Origin of the sequence: Kitasatospora sp. NPDC048194 (assembly GCF_043202455.1) — a bacterium.
In the GTDB taxonomy this organism is placed as follows: Bacteria; Actinomycetota; Actinomycetes; order Streptomycetales; family Streptomycetaceae; genus Kitasatospora.
In genome coordinates this window covers 89,646-107,427 of sequence record NZ_JBIDAK010000015.1, presented here as the reverse complement: position 1 = coordinate 107,427, position 17,782 = coordinate 89,646, and the positions used below count along the sequence as shown (strand labels likewise).

Here is a 17,782-nt window from a genome sequence, read left to right as displayed (position 1 = left end):
GCGCTTTCCATGGGCCGTGCGAGTGACCCGCATCACGTCGATTTCCGGCCGACCCGCCCTCCGCCGGGGCCGGGTCGCAGCGCCCGGACGGCGCCCGGGCCGGTAGGCTGGGCGGGTTGTCCGATCGCCGCCCGACCGCGGAACGGGGCCAGAAAACCGCCTCTGACCTGCGATGATCCCCCTCGGAGACCGTGAGTACTGCCGCCGCCTCCTCGATGCCGCTGTTCTCCGACGTACCGGAGACCCAGACGCCCGTCCGGGCCGCCGGGCACGCCGCGCCCGCCGCCTCCCACCACCTCTCCCCGGCCTTCCCCGGCCGCGCCCCCTGGGGCACCGCCGGCAAGCTGCGGGCCTGGCAGCAGGCTGCGCTGGACAAGTACATCGAGACCCAGCCGCGCGACTTCCTCGCGGTCGCCACCCCCGGCGCGGGCAAGACCACCTTCGCGCTCACCCTGGCGTCGTACCTGCTGCACAACCACCTGGTGCAGCAGGTGACGGTGGTCGCGCCGACCGAGCACCTGAAGAAGCAGTGGGCCGAGGCCGCCGCGCGGATAGGCATCAAGCTGGACCCGGCGTACTCCTCCGGGCCGCTGTCCCGGGAGTACCACGGGATCGCGATCACCTACGCGGGCGTCGGGGTCAACCCGATGCTGCACCGCAACCGGACGGAGTCCCGCAAGACCCTCGTGATCATGGACGAGATCCACCACGCCGGTGACTCCAAGTCCTGGGGCGAGGCCTGCTTCGAGGCCTTCGAGCCGGCCACCCGCCGGCTGGCGCTGACCGGTACGCCGTTCCGTTCGGACACCAACCCGATCCCGTTCGTCTCCTACGAGGCCGGCGCCGACGGCATCCGCAAGTCCGTCGCCGACTACACCTACGGCTACGGCAACGCGCTCGCCGACCACGTCGTCCGCCCGGTGATCTTCCTCAGCTACAGCGGCAACATGCGCTGGCGCACCAAGTCCGGCGACGAGTTGGAGGCGCGGCTCGGCGAGCCGATGACCAAGGACCTGATCGCCCAGGCCTGGCGCACCGCGCTCTCCCCGCAGGGGGAGTGGATCCCGGCCGTGCTGCAGGCCGCCGACCGCCGGCTGACCGAGGTCCGCAAGGCGATCCCGGACGCGGGCGGGCTGGTGATCGCCACCGACCAGACGGTGGCCCGCGCGTACGCCAAGATCCTGCGCGAGATCAGCGGCGAGAAGGTCACCCTGGTGCTGTCCGACGAGGCCGAGGCCTCGCAGCGGATCTCCGACTACGCGGCCGGGACCTCGCGCTGGATGGTCGCCGTCCGCATGGTGTCCGAGGGCGTCGACGTGCCCCGGCTGTGCGTCGGCGTGTACGCGACCTCGATCTCCACCCCGCTGTTCTTCGCCCAGGCCGTCGGCCGCTTCGTGCGCGCCCGCAAGCGCGGCGAGACGGCCTCGGTGTTCCTGCCGACCATCCCGATGCTGCTGGGCTTCGCCAACGAGATGGAGCTCCAGCGCGACCACGTGCTGGACCGGCCCAAGAAGGAGGGCGACGGCCTCTTCGACGAGGAGGACCGGCTGCTCGCCGAGGCCGAGCGGGCCAACGACGGGCCCGACGGCGCCGGCGGCGAGGAGTTCTCCTACGAGGCGCTGGGCTCCGACGCGGTCTTCGACCGGGTGCTGTACAACGCCATGGAGTTCGGCATGCAGGCGCATCCGGGCAGCGAGGAGGAGGACGACTACCTCGGCATCCCGGGCCTGCTGGAGCCGGACCAGGTGCAGATGCTGCTGCAGAAGCGCCAGCACCGCCAGATCCAGCGCAGCAAGACCAAGCCCGCCGAGGAGGCCGACCTGCTGGAGCTGCCGGCCGAGCAGCGGCCGGTGGTCACCCACCAGGAGCTGCGCGAGCTGCGCAAGGAGCTGAACGCGCTGGTGGCCGCCTGGCACCACCGCACCAGTCAGCCGCACGGGACGATCCACAACGAGCTGCGCCGCCAGTGCGGCGGGCCGCTGACCGCGCAGGCCACCGCCAACCAGCTGAAGGCGCGGATCGCCCGCATCCGGGAGTGGGCGAAGTAACGGTCCGGCAGGCGGCGGGCCCGCTCCCGGGGGGCCCGCCCCCGTCCGCCCGGGCCCGTCCGGCCGGCCCGTCCGCCATTCGCCCGGGTCCGTCCGGTCGCCGCCCGTCCGCTCCGGCCCGTCCGCCTGGCTCGTCCGCCCGGCCCTTCGCCCCGGTGTGTCCGGAGATCGGACCGGAGTCGAACTCGTGCTCCGGTGCGACGGGCGAATTGGGGGTGTTCGTCCGGAATTCCGGGCGGTGTCGGTGACGATCACGCCCGAATTTTGGACAACCACTTCCGCCACGACACTTCCTTCACTACCTTTCCCCCACGCTCTTCCGCCGGGCAACCCCCGCGGGACGGGCTCCGCAGGACCGCGCTGCCGTCGAGGACGGCGCCGCCGGTCCGAGCGCGGCCACCCCCACCTGCGCGCGACACCGACCTTGGACCGGCGCCGCCTGCCCCGCGAGCGCCGCGGAAAGGATTGTCCGTCGTGACTGCCGAGACCTCCCAGACGCTGGACCGCGGTGTCCGCGTCCTCAAGCTCCTCGCCGACTCCGAGCGCGGGCTGACCGTCACCGAGCTGGCCGCCCGGCTGGCCGTCAACCGCACCGTCGTCTACCGGCTGCTCGCCACCCTCGAGCAGCACGGCCTGGTCCGCCGCGACATCGGCGGCCGCGCCCGGGTGGGCCTCGGCGTGCTGCGGCTCGCCCACCGGGTGCACCCGCTGCTGCGCGAGGCCGCACTGCCGGCGCTGCGCAGCCTCGCCGAGGATCTCGGCGCCACCGCCCACCTCACCCTGGTGGACGGCAACGAGGCGCTGGCCGTCGCCGTCGTCGAGCCGAGCTGGACGGACTTCCACGTCGCCTACCGGACCGGCCTGCGCCACCCGCTCACCGAGAGCGCGGCCGGCCGGGCGATCCTGGAGGCCCGCGGCTTCCCCAGCCAGCGCCGTCCCGAGCAGGGCTTCGTCATCACCCGTGCGGAGGAGCAGTCCGGCGCCAGCGGGGCCGCCGCCGCGCTGCTCGGGCTGAGCGGCATCGAGGGCAGCGTCGGCGTGGTGATGCTCAACGGGCTGGTGCCGGAACGGGTCGGCCCCCGGGTGGTGGAGGCCGCCACCGAGGTCGCCGACGCCCTGAGGTAGCACCCGCGCCCGCTCGCCGCGACGGCAGCAGGGCGGCCTCAGCACGCGGCGGCGCCGGGTGTGTTTGGATTCCCCTTGTGTCCGACACCAAGCTGCCCAAGGCCCTCTCCTCCCCGCGGACCCGCGTGCTCGCGATCTGCGGGGTGTTGGTCGCCGCGCTGTTCGCCGTGGCCGCCTTCGTCCCGCTGCCGTACACCCTCACCTGGCCGGGGCTGACCGCGGACACGCTCGGCACGTACGAGGGGCGCCCGGTGCTGACCATCAGCGGGGCGCCGCTGCGCACCACCGAGGGCGAGCTGCGGATGGTCACCATCACGGCCACCAACGTCGAGCAGCGGACCACCTTCCGGCGCGCGCTGCAGGCCTGGTTCGACACCGAGGAGGCGGTCCGCCCGACCGACACGGTCTACCCGCAGAGCGATCCGGCCAAGGCCGACGAGGAGACGGCCCGGCAGATGTCCGAGTCGCAGGACAGCGCGACCGCCGCCGCGCTGAGCTACCTCCACCTCTCGCCGGACCAGGTGAAGGTCAAGGTCGACCTGGGCGCCGTGGGCGGGCCGAGCGCCGGCCAGATGCTGGCGCTGGGCATCGTCGACAAGCTGGCCGGGGACGGCAAGGGCGGCGACCTCACCGGAGGGCTCACGATCGCCGGCACCGGCACCATCGACAAGGACGGCACCGTCGGCCCGGTCGGCGGCGTGCCGCTGAAGACCCTGGCCGCCGCCCGGGACGGCGCGACGGTCTTCCTGCTGCCCAAGGACGAGTGCTCGGACGCCAAGGTGAACACGCCCAAGACGCTGCGGCTGGTGCCCGTCGGCACGCTCGCGGAGTCGGTCTCCGCGCTGGAGGCGCTCAAGGCCGGCGGCGCCGTCCCCAGCTGCTGACGGCGGCGGGCGGGCTCACCGAGGGCGGCCGCCCTACTCGGCGGCCGCCTGGTCCACCAGCGGCAGGATCCGGTAGGGCACCGGGTTCTCCAGCACGATCGCGGTGGACGAGCGGACGATCCCGTCGAACCCCACCACCCGGTCGATCACCCGCTGCAGATCGGCGTTGGAGCGGGCCACGATCCGCACCAGCATGTCCCCGATGCCGGTGATGGTGTGCAGCTCCAGCACCTCCGGCACGCCCGCCAGGTGGGCCCGCACGTCGGCGCCCTGGCCCTGGGAGATCTCCAGGGTGGCGAAGGCCGTCACCGGGTAGCCGATCGCCGCCGGATCCACCTCCGGGCCGAACCCGCCGATGACGCCCCTGGCCTGCAACCGGTCCAGCCGGGCCTGCACGGTGCCCCGGGCGACCTGCAGCCGGCGCGAGCACTCCAGCACGCCGATCCGCGGCTCCTCCGCCAGCAGCCGGATCAGCCGGCCGTCCAGGGCGTCGATCGCGTCGTTCCCGCCGCCCGGCGGCGGGGCGGACCCGCCCGCGGCGGCCGGGGCACCGGGTGCGCCGGGGGCACTCGGGGAGTGGACGGGGGGCATCGCGGCTCCTCTCCGGTGGGCATCGCGTGGTCCGGTGCGGCGATTCTCCCGCCCCGGGGCACCGCTTGACCAGGTCGGAGGCCCTCCGGGAGCCGGTGGCGGCGGTGCCGCGGCCTCAGCGGATCGCCGTCTCCACGACCGGCGGGTGCCCGTTCCAGTACACGAACACCGAGTTGGCCTGGTTGTCCTTGGTGAAGTCCACCCGCATCCACTGCGGACCGTTCCACACCTGCATCTGCCAGCCCGGGTCCGGGGTGGCGGAGACCAGCGAGGCCTCGTCGGCGCGGACGTCCAGCGCGACCCGGCCGCCCGGGATCGGGTAGCTCCTCACCGTGGAGGTCGCGGTGGCGGTCGGCGACGGCCGGCGGGCGGGTGGCGGGGTGGTCGGGGCGACGGCCGGCGGGCGGGTGGCGGTGGCGGTCGGGGCGGCCGACGGGGCGGTGGGCCCGTCCTGGGCAGCCGTGGGCGGCTGTTCGGTCGGGGCGGTCGCGGTGTACGGAGTGCCGTCGGCCCTCGGGGAGGGCAGCGGCAGCGCCGCCGGCTGCTCGAAGGCGGCGCCGGTCAGCACCGCGTGCACGCCGAACCAGGACAGCGCCACCGCCGCGCCGGTGGCCGCCGCCCAGGCGCCGAGCTGTACCAGTCCGTTCCGCATCGTCCGCACATCCTGCCGTACCCCGGCACCGCCCGGGACGACACCCCCCGGGACGACACTCCCCGTACTCGGCAGGGCAGTTGCCCGATGCCCGGGGCCGGCCCCCACCGGCCCCCGAGGTACAGACCACTGCCCGCCGATGGCGTACCGTGCAGGGCCATGGCAACAGTGCTCGTGGTCGAGGACGACCCCTTCGTACGCTCCGCCCTCATCCGCCACCTGACCGACACCGGTCACGCGGTCCGCAGTGTGGGCACGGCCCTGGAGGCGCTGCGGGAAGTCGCCCAGGTCGGCTGCGACCTGGTGATCCTGGACCTCGGGCTGCCCGACCTGGACGGCAGCGAGGCGCTCAAGATGATCCGGGGGCTGACCAACGTCCCGGTGATCATCTCCACCGCCCGGGACGACGAGGCCGAGATCGTCCGGCTGCTCAACGACGGAGCCGACGACTACCTGGTGAAACCTTTCTCCGGAGAGCACCTGAGCGCCCGGATGACCGCCGTGCTGCGCCGGCTCGGCAGCGGGGCCGCACCCGTCGCCCAGGTGCTGCGGGTCGGCGGGCTCGCCATCGACGTCCAGCGGCGCGAGGCCGTCCTGGACGGGCGGCCGCTCGACCTGACCAGGCGCGAGTTCGACCTGCTGGCCTTCCTGGCCGCCCGGCCCGGGGTGGTGGTGCCGCGCAAGGAGATCCTCGCCGAGGTCTGGCGGCAGACCTACGGCGGCGACCAGACCATCGACGTCCACCTCTCCTGGCTGCGCCGCAAACTCGGCGAGACCGCCTCCAACCCCCGCTACCTGCACACCGTCCGGGGTGTCGGGGTCCGGCTGGAGGCCGTCGACGGGCCCGGGGAGCCCCGGACGTGAAGCGCTTCGCGCACTCGCTGCGGTGGGCCATGATCAAGGCCGCCGTGGCCGGGACCACCATGGTCGCGCTGGCCTTCCTCATCCCGCTCGGGCTGATGGTCCAGCAGACCGCCCGGGACCGCGCGTTCACCGCCGCCGAACGGCAGGCCGCCGCCCTCGGCCCGGCGCTCGCCATCACCACCGACCAGGACGCCGTCAACCGGGCGCTGGCCAGTACCGACGCGGGCGCGCAGGGGCGGATGGCCGTCCACCTCCCCGTCCCCACCGGCGTGCCGACCGGCGGCGGACCGGACGGCCCCACCATCGGCGAGGGGCGCGCCCCGCTCGGCGACGTCGCCACCGCCGGCGGCCAGGGCCGCTCCTTCACCGTCGCGGTGCCCGGCGGGTACACCCTGCTCCAGCCGGTCGCGGTGGACACCGGGCGCACCGCCGTGATCGAGGTGTTCGTGGCCGAGAGCGACCTCACCAGGGGCGTCTCCACCGCCTGGCTGGTGCTGTCCGCCGTCGCGCTCGGCCTGGTCGCCATCGCGGTGCTGGTCGCCGACCGGATGGGCGGCCGGATCGTCGCCTCCGCCCGGCGGCTCGCGGCCGCCGCCCGCTCGCTCGGCACCGGGAACCTCGCGGTCCGGGTACCGGTGACGGGCAGGCAGGCCGACGGCAGTCCGGAGGAACTGCGCGAGGCCGCCCACGCGTTCAACGCCATGGCCGACCGGGTCGTCCAACTACTGGCTTCCGAGAGGGAGTTGGCCGCCGACCTGTCCCACCGGCTGCGCACCCCGCTGACCGTCCTGCGACTCAACGCCGCCTCCCTGGGCCACGGCGACGCGGCCGACGCCACGCGCCACGCGGTGGCCCAGCTGGAGCGCGAGGTCGACCAGATCATCCGCTCCGCCCGCCGCGCCCCCGAGGACGCACCGGCCGTCGCGGTCGGCTGCGACGCCGCCGAGGTGATCCGCGAACGGGTGGCCTTCTGGTCCGCCCTGGCCGAGGACGAGGGCCGCCAGTGGCAGCTGGCCGGCGCGGAACAGGCCGCCCCGGTGCCCGTCCAGCGCGCGGACCTGGCCGCCGCGCTCGACGCCCTCCTCGGCAACGTGTTCCGGCACACCGCCGTCGGCACCGCCTTCTCGGTGGACGTCCTGGCCACCGACTCCTCGGTGATCGTGCTGGTCGGCGACGCCGGGCCCGGCTACAGCGACCCGGCTGCCGCCCTCAAGCGCGGCGAGGGCCACGGCGGCGAGGGCTCCACCGGCCTCGGCCTCGACATCGTCCGCAAGCTCGCCGAGTCCACCGGCGGGGACCTGGCGCTCGGTCAGTCCGCCGTCCTCGGGGGAGCGGAGACCAGGCTGCGGCTGCGCACCCGGCCGGCGGAGGCGTCCGCCGCGCGGGCCGGACGCCGGCGGCCGCGGGGCCTGCTCTTCCACAGGTGAGGGGGCGTCGGGCCCGCCCCCGGCCGGCGGCGTGCCGTGGCCTGCTGTTCCGGACGTGAGGGGGCGTCGGGCCCGCCCTCGGCCACCTGCGCCGACCGGGCCGCGGCACCCGACCCTGCGCTGTTCCTTAACGGCGGCCTAAGGGAGTTCTACCCCTGGCTCAGCCGGCCGCCGGAGGCCCCGCGGCGCCGCTAGCGTCGGGTCGCGCCGGTCGCCCGACCGGCGAACGCACCCGGAGGTAGCGCGTCATGACCAGCCAGCCCAACCGCCGTTCCGGCCACCACAGGCGCAGCCGCAAGGGCGCCGTCATCGCGGCCGGCACGGTCGCCGCCGCCGTGGTCGCGGGCGGGGTCGTGGCGCTCGCCTCCTCGGCCAGCGCCGCCTCGCTCGGCGCCGTCTACAGCCGGACCAGCAGCTGGGACTCCGGCTACACCGGGCAGTACCTCGTCACCAACCCGGACAGCCGACCGATCGACGACTGGACGCTCAGCTTCGACCTGCCGGCCGGGGCGAGGATCGACTCGCTCTGGAACGCCACCTTCACCGCCGTCGGCCGTCACGTCACCGTCAAGCCGGAGTCCTGGAGCAAGCGGCTGGAGCCCGGCAAGAGCGTGGTGGTCGGCTTCGTCGCCCAGGGCTCGGGCGCGGCGCAGGCGGAGCCGGACAACTGCCTGATCAACAACACCTCCTGCCGGGCGGGCGACGGCGGCGCGCCCACGCCCTCGGGGCGCCCCACGGCCACCGGCACGCCGGCCCCCACGGCCTCGGCTTCGCCGTCGGCGAGCGCCACCGCCAAGCCCACCGCGACCGCCACCGCCGAGCCCACCCGGACCGCCACCGCGAAGCCGACCACCCCGGCGCCGGTGCCCACCCCGACCGCCACCCCCACGGCGACCGGTGTGCCCCGCCCCCCGGCCGGCGCCGGGGCCGGCTTCGCCCCGTACGTGGACACCTCCCTCTACCCGCCCTACGACCTGGTCGCCACCGCCAAGGCCACCGGAGTGAAGGACTTCACCCTCGCCTTCGTGGTCTCCGGCGGCGGCTGCGAGCCCAAGTGGGGCGGTGTGAGCGACCTGTCCGCCGACGCGGTGGCCGCGCAGATCGGCGCGCTGCGGGCGGCGGGCGGCGACGTCCGAATCTCCTTCGGCGGCGCCAACGGCAGCGAGCTGGCCCTCGCCTGCGGGTCGACCGCCGACCTGACCGCCGCTTACCAGAAGGTCGTCGACTCCTACGGGGTGACCAGGCTCGACTTCGACGTCGAGGGCGGCGCGATCGCGAACACCGCCGCCAACACCCGGCGCGCCCAGGCCGTCGCCCAGCTGCAGCGGAACGCCGCCGCCAAGGGCAAGGCCCTCGACGTCTCCTTCACGCTGCCGGCGCTGCCCTCCGGCCTCACCCAGGACGGCGTCGGCCTCGTCGCCGACGCCAAGGCCAACGGCGTCGCGATCGGTGCCGTCAACATCATGGCGATGGACTTCGGCGACGGTGTGGCCCCCGACCCGCAGGGCCGGATGGGCGCCTATGCGATCGCCGCGGCCACCGCGACCCAGGCCCAGGTCAAGAGCGTGCTGGGGCTGGACGACGCGGCCGCCTGGCGCAAGGTCGCGGTCACCCCGATGATCGGTGTCAACGACGTCGCCAGCGAGGTCTTCACCGTGGCCGACGCCAAGCAGCTCGCCGACTTCGCGAGGACCAAGCACCTCGCCTGGCTGGCCATGTGGTCCGGGACCCGGGACAAGGCCTGCGAGGGCGGGGCCAAGGGCTACGCCGACGCCACCTGCAGCAGCATCGTCCAGCAGCCGCTGGAGTTCAGCCGCACCCTCGGTAGCTACACCGGCTGAGGTCCGCCGGTCCGCTGGCTGCCGGTCCGCCGGTCCGCCGGTCCGCCGGGGCCCCTGGCCGCTCGGCCTCGGCTGCCCGGCCCCTGTTCAGCCCCGGTCGTCCGTGCTCAGTCCGCAGCCGTGCACGGGCGGCCGGGGCACCGGCATCCCCGCGCCGCCCCCGCTCGTGACGCTGAGTAGTCGGCCGTGCCCAGGCCGCGTCGGGCGCCATCCGGTATCGTCGCTGGTTGGCCGAGCGGTGGACGGAGTGGACAGTGACAGCGGTGCAAGACGAGCGAAGTCCGGTGCGGACCGTGCCCGATCCCGCGCCCGCCACGCTGTCCGACCGGGTGCGGCTCGCGGTCACCGCTCCGGTGCGCGCACTGCGCGAGGCGCCCCGCCGTCCGATGCTGGCCGCGTCGGCCGTGGCCCTGCTGTCGCTGGTCGTGTACGCAGTGGTCCGCCACTTCGTCCACACCTCGATGGTGGACATGATCGTTTACCGGGCGGAGGGTGCCGCCGTCGCCAACGGCACCGACCTGTACGCGCTGCGCGTCACCGAGTGGAACCTGCCGGCGACGTACCCACCCTTCGCGGCGATGCTGTTCGTCCCGACCACGTGGTTCCCGATCCCCGTCCTCCGGATGGCGATCACTCTCGGCAACCTCGCCCTGCTCGCCCTGCTCGCCCACCTCTCCTTCAAGCTGGTCGGCTGGCCGCGCCGCGAGCTGCGGCCGATCGGGGTGGTCCTGGTGACCGGCCTCGGCGTGTGGCTCGAACCCGTGTTCACCACTCTCCGCTACGGCCAGATCAACCTCGCGCTCGCCTGTCTGATCCTCTGGGACCTCACCCGTTCGGACGCACACCGCAGCAAGGGCATGGCGATCGGCATCGCCGCCGGGATCAAGCTCACCCCCGGCCTGTTCGCCGTCTACCTGCTCATCACCGGACGCGTCCGGGCCGCCTTCACGGCCGGCCTCACCTTCCTCGGCACCTTCCTGCTCGGCGCCCTCCTCCTGCCCGACGCCACCTGGGGCTTCTGGACCGAGTACCTCTACGACTCCTCCCGGGTCGGCAAGACCGAGATCGTCGACAACCAGTCGCTGCGCGGCGCCTTCGCCCGCCTGCTGCACACCGCCGACCCCGGCCTCGCGGCCACCGCCGGCGCCGGCCTGGTCGCGCTGGCCGGCCTCGCCGTCGCCGCCTGGGCCGCCCGCAGCGGACGCTGGCTGCCCCGCTCCGAAGCCTGGGGCGTCTGCTGCGCCGCCGTCACCGCCGTCCTGATCTCGCCGATCAGCTGGACCCACCACTGGGTGTGGTGCGTGCCCGTGCTGGTCCTGCTCGCCGCCGAGGCCTCCGTCGAGCACGCCCGCCCGGCGGGCGTGCGCAGGCTGCGCTGGCGGGCGGTGTTCTGGGCCACGGCCCTGGCCTTCGCCTCCTTCGCGATGTGGGCCGCGAAGCCGCTCGGCCCCGCCGTCCTCCACATGTCACCGCTGCGCCAGCTGCCCACCTCGATCTATCCGTGGGTCGGACTCTGCTTCCTGCTCGCCGCCGCCATCCGGATAAGGGCCCGGCGGCGCTCCGCCGGGGCTCCCCTCGTCCGGCTGCCCGGCCAGCGCAACGGCGGCGGCGGACCGGACGCCACCCGCGGTCGTCAGCAGGCCCCCGCGGCCCGCTGAGCCGGCGGGGGCGCCGTCCCCCTGCTCCCGGTCCTGCTCCTCCCGCCGGCGCCGGTGCGCCTCGTGGACGTGCCAGTGCACGCTGCGGCGCACGCCTACGCGAGCAGCTCGGCGAGCGAGCCGTCCATGTCCAGGGCGGCCAGCTCGCTGCCCGGCGGGACCAGCCGGTGCGCCCGCTCCAGCCAGGCCGCGACGGCCGGCAGCGGAGCCTCCAGCAGCGCGTCCCCGGCGGGCGAGCTCAGCGCCATGCAGAGCACGCTGCGCCGACCGGAGCGGGTCGGCCAGATCCGCACGTCGCCCTGGCCGCACGGGCGGAAGGTGCCCTCGACCAGCAGCTCGCGGGCGAACACCCAGGTCACCGGGGAACCGGTGTCCAGGTGGAAGGTGATGTAGACGGCGTACGGGTCGTGGCTGCCGTAGGTCAGCCGGGCCGGGACGGGGACGCTGTGCTCGGGGGAGAGCACCAGACTGAGCTCCAGCTCGTGCTCCACGACGCTGACGGGGCGGTCCATGATCGTCTTCCTCTCTGGCTTCGCTTCGTGCCCGGTTCCGGGCGCTGTGACCTTTGAGAGGGCGGTCCACACCGGCTCTTACAGACGTTTCCTGTTTTTCTTCGGGAACTTCCGGCAGGGGTGGTGAACGGGGCGGGATGCGGCGCGTGCAGCTGTGTCGCGCGCCGGTTCCCTTACCCCGGGCGGCCCGCCGCTGTCCGGCGATTGGCCAACTTCTCCTCGGCACTCCGGTGAGGTACTACCCTTTGTGACTGCTCGGCGACAGTCCGCCCATCGTCGGCGCCCCCACTCGCGCGCCGAGCGCCCGGGGCGCGCGCGGGCGCACCGCAGTGGCCGGCGACCTCGTTGAGACCTTGCGTGTTGAGACCCGTTCCGATCCGTTCCGACCGTGCCGACCCCCTTCGGCCCCGTCGAGACCTGGCAGGAGAGGAGACCCCCATGGCGGACCGCCCCTTCGCTGCCGACGGCGACCCGGCCGTCGCACCCGAGCCGGGCTACTACCCCGACCCCTCCATCCCGGGCTTCGTCCGGTACTGGGGCGGCGCGGCCTGGGTGCCGGGCACCAGCCGCCCGGCGCCCGCCGAGGGCGAGGTGCTGGTACCGCCCCGGTTCGCCACCCGGCGGCCGGGGCCCGGGCTCGGCTCCGGGGCCGGCCCTGGCTCCGGGCCCGGCCCTGGCTCCGGCTCCGGGCTCGGCCCTGGTCCCGGCCCGGCCGGGCCGCGGGTGGCGCCGCCCCCGGTGGTGCCCGTGCCGCAGGCCCGCTCGCACTCGCCGATGACGCCGTCGCCGTCGCCGTCGTCGTCGCCGGTGCCGTCGTCGTCCCTGCCTCCGGTCTCGGAGCGGCCGCCGTCCCCGTTCGCCCCGTCGCCCGTGCCGGCGCCCTCGTCCGCGCGCCCGTCCGGAACCTCCGGTGACACCGGGCCGGTCTATTTCGACCAGACCACCGGCGGGGCCTCCTTCGTGGTCGGGCCGCGCGTGGCCGAGGTGATCGGCGGGCCGGTGTTCCGCACGGTCGAGGCCGGCGCGGAGGAGGCTCAGGGAGGGTCCGGCTGGCAGGCCGACCCGCGGGAGCAGCGGGGCCTGATGGAGACCGGCGGATCGCCGCGCTGGGTCTCCTGGGGGGTGCTTCCGGGGGCGCCCGAGGCGGAGGAGGGGCGCGCGGAGGTTGAGCATGCTCCGGTTTCCGTGGAGATCGCCGCCGCGACCGCGCCCACCATGTCGGTGACCGTTCGGGAGGCGCCCGGGCCGACCGCGGTCGCCGCTGCGGTGGCGTCGCCGACGGCCGTGGCGGAGCCGATCGTCGGGGCGGAGCCGATCGTCAGGGCGGAGCCGATCGTCGGGGCGGAGCCGATCGTCAGGGCGCAGCCGGGGCAGGAGCCGGCTCCGGATCCGGAGGCCGGGGCCGAGGTCGAGATCGAGGTCGAACCGGCGGCCCGGGCACGGGTCGCCGGGGTCGCCGAGGCCGAACCGGAGACCGCGCCCGTTCCCGGGCGGGAGGCGCCGGTGCCGGTCCCCCGGCCGGCTTCCGCGCCCGTGCCGGCACACGTCTCCGGTGCCCCGCTGCCCGCCGTGCGGCCGGCCCGCACGACCGCCGTCCGGCGCCGGCCCGGCTCCGCCGCCCCGGCCGCCGCCGCGGTGCCGGCCGGGCTCGGGCGGCGGCTGGCTGCGCGCGCGGTGGACACCGGCGTCCTGCTGGTGGTCGCCGTCGCCGCCGGTATCCCGCTCGGCCGCTCGGTGGCCGACCACCTCCAGCAGAAGCTCGACCAGGCCAAGATGGCCAGCTTCCTCGCCCGCCGTGAGGTCCAGGTCTGGCTGGTGGACGACGTGGTGCTGGGCAAGCTGGCCGTGCTGCTCGGCATCCTCCTGTTCGCCGGCCTGCTCTACGAGGTGCTGCCGATCGCCCGGACCGGCCAGACCTTCGGCAAGCGGCTCGCCCGGATCCGGGTCGTGGACGCCACCCGGCCCGGTGCGTCCAGGCTGAGCCTCGGCCGTTCGCTGCTGCGATGGGCCGTCAGACAGGTCGGGCTGGTGCTGCTGCTCGGCCTGGTGTGGCCGGTGTTCGACCGTCCGGCGCGCCGCGGGTGGCAGGACCGGGCAGCCGGGACCAGGGTGGTCCGCGGCTGAGCAGGCGGGCGTACCAGGCCCGGCTCCGAGGTCGGGGCCGGGGCCGTTTCGGCCCCGTGGCAACAAAACGGACAAAATGTCCTGAGCCTCGAGAATGTGCGGTGTTCTACTCGGGGAATGAGCACCCACGACCCCTCAGGCCCCCAGCCGGAGGGGGGCGGTAAGCCCTCCTTCGACAAGCAGCCACCGAACCCCGGCGGCGGCGCGCCGGAAGGCGAACCGCCGGGCCCGACCCCCTCCGACACCCCGGCCGGCACCCCGCCCGAAGGCCCCGGCGCCTACCAGGGCACCTACGGCGGCTCCGGCTACGGCCAGGACCCGTACGGCCGACCGCCGTACGACCAGCCGCCCCACGGCCAGGTCCCGCCCGGCTACGGCCCCGGCGCGTACGGCACCCCCGGCGCCGGGCCCGTTCCCGGCATGCCCCCGATCGGCACCTGGCCCAGGCGGATCACCGCCCGGCTCATCGACTACGTCCTCATGCAGGCCGTCGGCGTGCTCGTCGTCGGCCCCTTCGTCGACCTCGGCACCCGCGAGGGCTCCACCGGCGCCTTCTGGCTCGGCTGCGCCATCTACCTCATCTACGAGGGCCTGATGCTCAGCCGGGACGGCCAGACCCTCGGCAAGAAGGCGATGAAGGTCCGCGTCGCCATGCTGATCGACGGGAACTCGCCCACCCAGTCCGCCGCCTGGACCCGCGCCGCCGTCTACATCCTCCCGGCCGTGCTCTGCTGCGCCGGCCTGTGGTGGCTCATCGACGGGATGTTCGGCGTCTTCGACAAGCCCTACCGGCAGTGCATCCACGACAAGGCCGCGAAGACCGTGGTGGTCACCACCGAACTCTGAGCGCGGCGGCGGTACGACGCCCGGCGGCGGATCAGCGCTGCCGGGCGTACGGACGTCCGGCCCCGGCGGGGGCGGCCCCGGACCTCTCGGCCACGACCGCCGAGCGGGCCGAGCCCGACCGCGGGAACACCGTCACCACGGTGCCGAGCACCAGCGCGACGACCACCGGCACCGCGACCCCCAGGACGCCCGAGGCACCCGACACGGCCAGCAGGGCCACCGTGACGGCGGCGACGGTGAACGAGCCGAGGCAGAACCGGGCAGCGGACGGACGCGGCATGGCGGGGCCCTTCGCACGTCGGGGGAAACGGGCGGCGACGGTGCCGGCGCCAAGGGGCCCGTCCGTCAACGGAGTTCGCTGAGGCCAGGCTAACCCGCAGGATCGGGGGGCACGGGGGGCGCACGGGCTCACCCCGGGGTCGTCCGGGCCCCTCGGTACGGTGGGAGCCGCCCGCACCAAGCAGACCGGGGGAACCGACCGTGCCCATCCCTGCCGACTGGCCGACCACCGAGGCCCAGGCGCTCGCCGAACAGGAGCGGCTCCGGCCGCTCGTCCAGGCCGTCGACGACGGACCCGGGGAGCGGCTGATCGCCGGGGTCGACGTCGCGTACGACGACGACCACGACCTCGTCGTCGCCGCAGCCGTCCTGCTCGACCGCGACACCCTGGACGTCGTCGAGGAGGCCACCGCCGTCGGCCGGATCGCCTTCCCCTACGTCCCCGGACTGCTCGCCTTCCGCGAACTCCCCGCCGTCCTCGACGCCCTGGCCGCGCTCACCCGCACCCCCGACACCGTCGTCTGCGACGGCTACGGCCTGGCCCACCCGCGCCGCCTCGGCCTTGCCAGCCACCTCGGCGTCCTCACCGGACTGCGCACCCTCGGCGTCGCCAAGACGCCCTTCACCTTCCACCACCGCGAACCGGACGCCGACCGCGGGTCCTGGACCCCGCTCACCGACCCCGCCACCGGCGAGGAGGTCGGCCGCGCGGTGCGCACCCGCGCCGGCGTCAAACCCGTCTACGTCTCGGTCGGCCACCGCATCGGCCTCGACACCGCCGTCCGCACCACCCTCGACCTCGCCCGCCGCTACCGGCTGCCCGAGACCACCCGGCACGCCGACTCCCTCTGCCGCCGCGCCCTGGCCGACGCCCTGCGCACCCGGACGCCCTCGAACTGACCGTGCCCCGGGCGGGATTCGGGCTTGGTGTGTTAGACATGGGACACCGGGGCCCGGCCCCGCGACCACAGGGGAACGGACGCACGGGGGAGGCGCCGAGGTGGGATCAGGAACCGGTTCGACCGGCGGCAACGGACAGGGCTACCGGGTCGAGATCGAACAGCTCCGCACCTTCGCCGGCCAAGTGCGGCTGCTGCTCAAGGCGTTCGAGAAGGACGCGAACGGCACCACCGCCCACGGGGTCAGCGGCATCGGCAAGGACGCCTTCGGCACCTTCGCCGAGGCCACCGAGATCCACAGCCGCTACAGCACCATGCGGGACGCCCTGCGCGACGTGCTCAACCAGCTCCAGAGCGCCGTCGACGAGGCCCAGAAGAGCGCCGAACTCACCGCGACCAACTACGAGGAACACGACCAGCACGTGGCCAAGAAGCTCAAGCTCGCGGACGACGGCTGGTCGGTCGCCGACCCGTCCGCCACCAGCCGGGCCGCCTACGCCGCGAACCAGGTCCCGTCCACCCGCGGCAACGCCACCCGCTAGCCCGCAGCCCGCGACCCGAACGGAGGGGAACCACCCGTGGTCTACACCGACTTCACCAAGTACAGCCACGCCCAGCTCCGCACGATGGCGCAGGCCCTCGACCCCGGCGCGGTGATGGCCGCCGGCGACCCCTGGCGCAAGGCGGCGACCACCCTCAAGGAGATCCGCAAGACCCTCACCAAGGCCAGCACCGAGGCCGCCACCTCCTGGGAGGGCCCCACCAGCAACGCCTTCCACACCCGCATGCTCAACCTCGCCGCCAGCATCAACGAGGCCGCCGCCTACGCCAACGACGCGGCCAACACCCTCCACAACATGTCCGAGGCCATGGCCAAGGCCAAGCGCGACATGCCGGAGGAACCGGGCAACTGGGACAAGCTCAAGGACACCGTCGGCGACGTCTTCAGCACCGACGACGAGCACGTCCCCATCGCGGACCGGAAGAAGGCCGAAGCGGCGGCGGTCATGCAGACCCTGGCGATGCACTACCGCATCGCTACGCCGGCGTTGAAGGCTCCGCCGCCGTTGAACGCCAAGCCGCCGACGGCGAAGCCGGGGACGATCGATGACGTCCAGGACGTTGGATCGCAGGATACGAGCGGAGCGGCAGCAGCGGCGTTTGCGATGGTGTCGGGTACGTCGATCGGGGCCACGGGCCGGGGGACGAGCGGATCTTCTCCGCAGCGTCCGAAGGCCTCCACGCAGTCGGCGGGTGCCCGTTCCTCGACGAGCAGCACGCCTGTGCCGACCGACTCGGGGATCAAGGGCGGTACCGCGCAGACGCCCTCGAAGCCGTCGACCACCGTGAGCCGCGGCACAGACACGGGCATCTCGGGCACTCCGTTGCCCGATCGGAGCGGCGGCGTGTCGAACTCCGTCACCTCCGGAACCCAGACGTCCGGCCTGACCACCACGTCGACCACGGGTCCCGCTAGCGGACCGATCGGCGCCGGCGGACAGACGACCGTCAGTCCCTCGGGGCCGACAGTCCAGAGCGGCCCGGTGGGGACCGGATTCGGACAGAACACGGTCGGCTTCGGTGACAAGGACTTCCCGGGCAGTGCGGAGCCGGTTGAGGGCACAGGTCCCCGCGGGGCCCGAGCCGCCGGCGCCGGTGGCGGCGGCGAGGTCTATCCGGGCATCGGTGCCGGGAGTCGCGGGATGCCGAGTGCCAAAAAGGCGAGTGGCTCTGTTGCACGGCCCGGTGGCGCTGTGTCGGAAACGGCGCCGCCCGGTGCCGGAGCACGCGGCAAGCAGGCCTTCACGGAGGGCGGATCCGGGCTGGGTGCTCGGAACCGGATGGTTGCCGAACCAGGGACACATGGCACGGATGCTGTGGCCCCCGTGATCCCGGCTGGTGAAGCGCGGCGCCGCGAGAAGGGCCGGGGAAAGGACGGAAAGCGCCCGGACTACCTCGTCGAGGATGAGGAAACCTGGGCGTCGGACGAGCCGGCGAATCCGAGCGTGGTGGAATGAGGCCGGTCCATAGC

At 74.5% G+C, this 17,782-nt stretch carries 16 protein-coding genes; 12 read left to right on the top strand and 4 right to left on the bottom strand.

What is annotated here, in order from left to right; translation table 11 throughout:
* Positions 1-215 precede the first annotated feature (215 nt).
* The 3 genes from ACGF07_RS19935 to ACGF07_RS19925 all read left to right on the top strand — a co-directional run bounded on the left by ACGF07_RS19935 (position 216) and on the right by ACGF07_RS19925 (position 4,057).
* Positions 216-2,048, top strand: coding sequence for a DEAD/DEAH box helicase (locus ACGF07_RS19935; protein WP_392900645.1), 1,833 nt, complete (start codon positions 216-218; stop codon positions 2,046-2,048).
* 474 nt (positions 2,049-2,522) lie between these two features.
* Positions 2,523-3,173, top strand: coding sequence for a helix-turn-helix domain-containing protein (locus ACGF07_RS19930; RefSeq protein ID WP_350739323.1), 651 nt, complete (start codon positions 2,523-2,525; stop codon positions 3,171-3,173).
* Positions 3,174-3,250: 77 nt separating this feature from the next.
* Entirely contained in the window at positions 3,251-4,057 is an 807-nt protein-coding gene (locus tag ACGF07_RS19925) for a S16 family serine protease (RefSeq protein ID WP_392900531.1), read from the top strand.
* A 33-nt stretch (positions 4,058-4,090) separates the two neighbouring features.
* Here the strand turns inward: ACGF07_RS19925 and ACGF07_RS19920 are convergent, their stop codons facing one another.
* On the bottom strand, positions 4,091-4,648 hold the full coding sequence (locus tag ACGF07_RS19920) for an Lrp/AsnC family transcriptional regulator (RefSeq protein ID WP_350739329.1): 558 nt from the start codon (positions 4,646-4,648) through the stop codon (positions 4,091-4,093).
* 115 nt (positions 4,649-4,763) lie between these two features.
* Entirely contained in the window at positions 4,764-5,300 is a 537-nt protein-coding gene (locus tag ACGF07_RS19915; protein WP_392900528.1) for a hypothetical protein, read from the bottom strand.
* 159 nt (positions 5,301-5,459) lie between these two features.
* Here ACGF07_RS19915 and ACGF07_RS19910 point away from each other — a divergent pair, with 159 nt between their 5' ends.
* The 4 genes from ACGF07_RS19910 to ACGF07_RS19895 all read left to right on the top strand — a co-directional run bounded on the left by ACGF07_RS19910 (position 5,460) and on the right by ACGF07_RS19895 (position 11,090).
* The gene (locus tag ACGF07_RS19910) at positions 5,460-6,164 is read left to right on the top strand and encodes a response regulator transcription factor (RefSeq protein ID WP_350739335.1); all 705 of its coding nucleotides are present in this window, start codon (positions 5,460-5,462) and stop codon (positions 6,162-6,164) included.
* Positions 6,165-6,181: 17 nt separating this feature from the next.
* Complete coding sequence (locus ACGF07_RS19905; protein WP_392900642.1) at positions 6,182-7,591, top strand: sensor histidine kinase; 1,410 nt, start codon at positions 6,182-6,184, stop codon at positions 7,589-7,591.
* A 248-nt stretch (positions 7,592-7,839) separates the two neighbouring features.
* Positions 7,840-9,432, top strand: coding sequence for a cellulose binding domain-containing protein (locus ACGF07_RS19900; RefSeq protein WP_392900525.1), 1,593 nt, complete (start codon positions 7,840-7,842; stop codon positions 9,430-9,432).
* 293 nt (positions 9,433-9,725) lie between these two features.
* Positions 9,726-11,090 carry a glycosyltransferase 87 family protein gene (locus ACGF07_RS19895; RefSeq protein WP_392900522.1) on the top strand — a complete coding sequence of 455 codons (1,365 nt, stop codon included), beginning with the start codon at positions 9,726-9,728 and terminating at the stop codon, positions 11,088-11,090.
* 95 nt (positions 11,091-11,185) lie between these two features.
* Here the strand turns inward: ACGF07_RS19895 and ACGF07_RS19890 are convergent, their stop codons facing one another.
* Positions 11,186-11,602, bottom strand: coding sequence for an SsgA family sporulation/cell division regulator (locus ACGF07_RS19890; protein ID WP_350739344.1), 417 nt, complete (start codon positions 11,600-11,602; stop codon positions 11,186-11,188).
* A gap of 438 nt (positions 11,603-12,040) precedes the next feature.
* Between ACGF07_RS19890 and ACGF07_RS19885 the strand changes: the two genes are divergently transcribed.
* On the top strand, positions 12,041-13,726 hold the full coding sequence (locus tag ACGF07_RS19885) for an RDD family protein (RefSeq protein WP_392900519.1): 1,686 nt from the start codon (positions 12,041-12,043) through the stop codon (positions 13,724-13,726).
* Positions 13,727-13,843: 117 nt separating this feature from the next.
* Entirely contained in the window at positions 13,844-14,572 is a 729-nt protein-coding gene (locus ACGF07_RS19880; RefSeq protein WP_392900516.1) for an RDD family protein, read from the top strand.
* Between the two features lie 31 nt (positions 14,573-14,603).
* Here the strand turns inward: ACGF07_RS19880 and ACGF07_RS19875 are convergent, their stop codons facing one another.
* Positions 14,604-14,852, bottom strand: coding sequence for a hypothetical protein (locus tag ACGF07_RS19875; RefSeq protein WP_392900513.1), 249 nt, complete (start codon positions 14,850-14,852; stop codon positions 14,604-14,606).
* A 200-nt stretch (positions 14,853-15,052) separates the two neighbouring features.
* Between ACGF07_RS19875 and ACGF07_RS19870 the strand changes: the two genes are divergently transcribed.
* The 3 genes from ACGF07_RS19870 (at position 15,053) to ACGF07_RS19860 (ending at position 17,768) form a co-directional block, all read left to right on the top strand.
* Complete coding sequence (locus ACGF07_RS19870; RefSeq protein WP_392900510.1) at positions 15,053-15,751, top strand: endonuclease V; 699 nt, start codon at positions 15,053-15,055, stop codon at positions 15,749-15,751.
* A gap of 100 nt (positions 15,752-15,851) precedes the next feature.
* Entirely contained in the window at positions 15,852-16,292 is a 441-nt protein-coding gene (locus ACGF07_RS19865) for a hypothetical protein (RefSeq protein ID WP_350739358.1), read from the top strand.
* Between the two features lie 36 nt (positions 16,293-16,328).
* Positions 16,329-17,768 carry a hypothetical protein gene (locus ACGF07_RS19860; protein WP_392900507.1) on the top strand — a complete coding sequence of 480 codons (1,440 nt, stop codon included), beginning with the start codon at positions 16,329-16,331 and terminating at the stop codon, positions 17,766-17,768.
* Positions 17,769-17,782: the final 14 nt, after the last annotated feature.

Bases quoted from the DNA above. Each gene is read 5' to 3' on its own strand.
- ACGF07_RS19875 (WP_392900513.1), bottom strand. From the start codon at position 14,852: ATGCCGCGTCCGTCCGCTGCCCGGTTCTGCCTCGGCTCGTTCACCGTC.
- ACGF07_RS19910 (WP_350739335.1), top strand. From the start codon at position 5,460: ATGGCAACAGTGCTCGTGGTCGAGGACGACCCCTTCGTACGCTCCGCC.
- ACGF07_RS19890 (WP_350739344.1), bottom strand. From the start codon at position 11,602: ATGGACCGCCCCGTCAGCGTCGTGGAGCACGAGCTGGAGCTCAGTCTG.
- ACGF07_RS19915 (WP_392900528.1), bottom strand. From the start codon at position 5,300: ATGCGGAACGGACTGGTACAGCTCGGCGCCTGGGCGGCGGCCACCGGC.
- ACGF07_RS19885 (WP_392900519.1), top strand. From the start codon at position 12,041: ATGGCGGACCGCCCCTTCGCTGCCGACGGCGACCCGGCCGTCGCACCC.
- ACGF07_RS19920 (WP_350739329.1), bottom strand. From the start codon at position 4,648: ATGCCCCCCGTCCACTCCCCGAGTGCCCCCGGCGCACCCGGTGCCCCG.
- ACGF07_RS19900 (WP_392900525.1), top strand. From the start codon at position 7,840: ATGACCAGCCAGCCCAACCGCCGTTCCGGCCACCACAGGCGCAGCCGC.
- ACGF07_RS19935 (WP_392900645.1), top strand. From the start codon at position 216: ATGCCGCTGTTCTCCGACGTACCGGAGACCCAGACGCCCGTCCGGGCC.
- ACGF07_RS19880 (WP_392900516.1), top strand. From the start codon at position 13,844: ATGAGCACCCACGACCCCTCAGGCCCCCAGCCGGAGGGGGGCGGTAAG.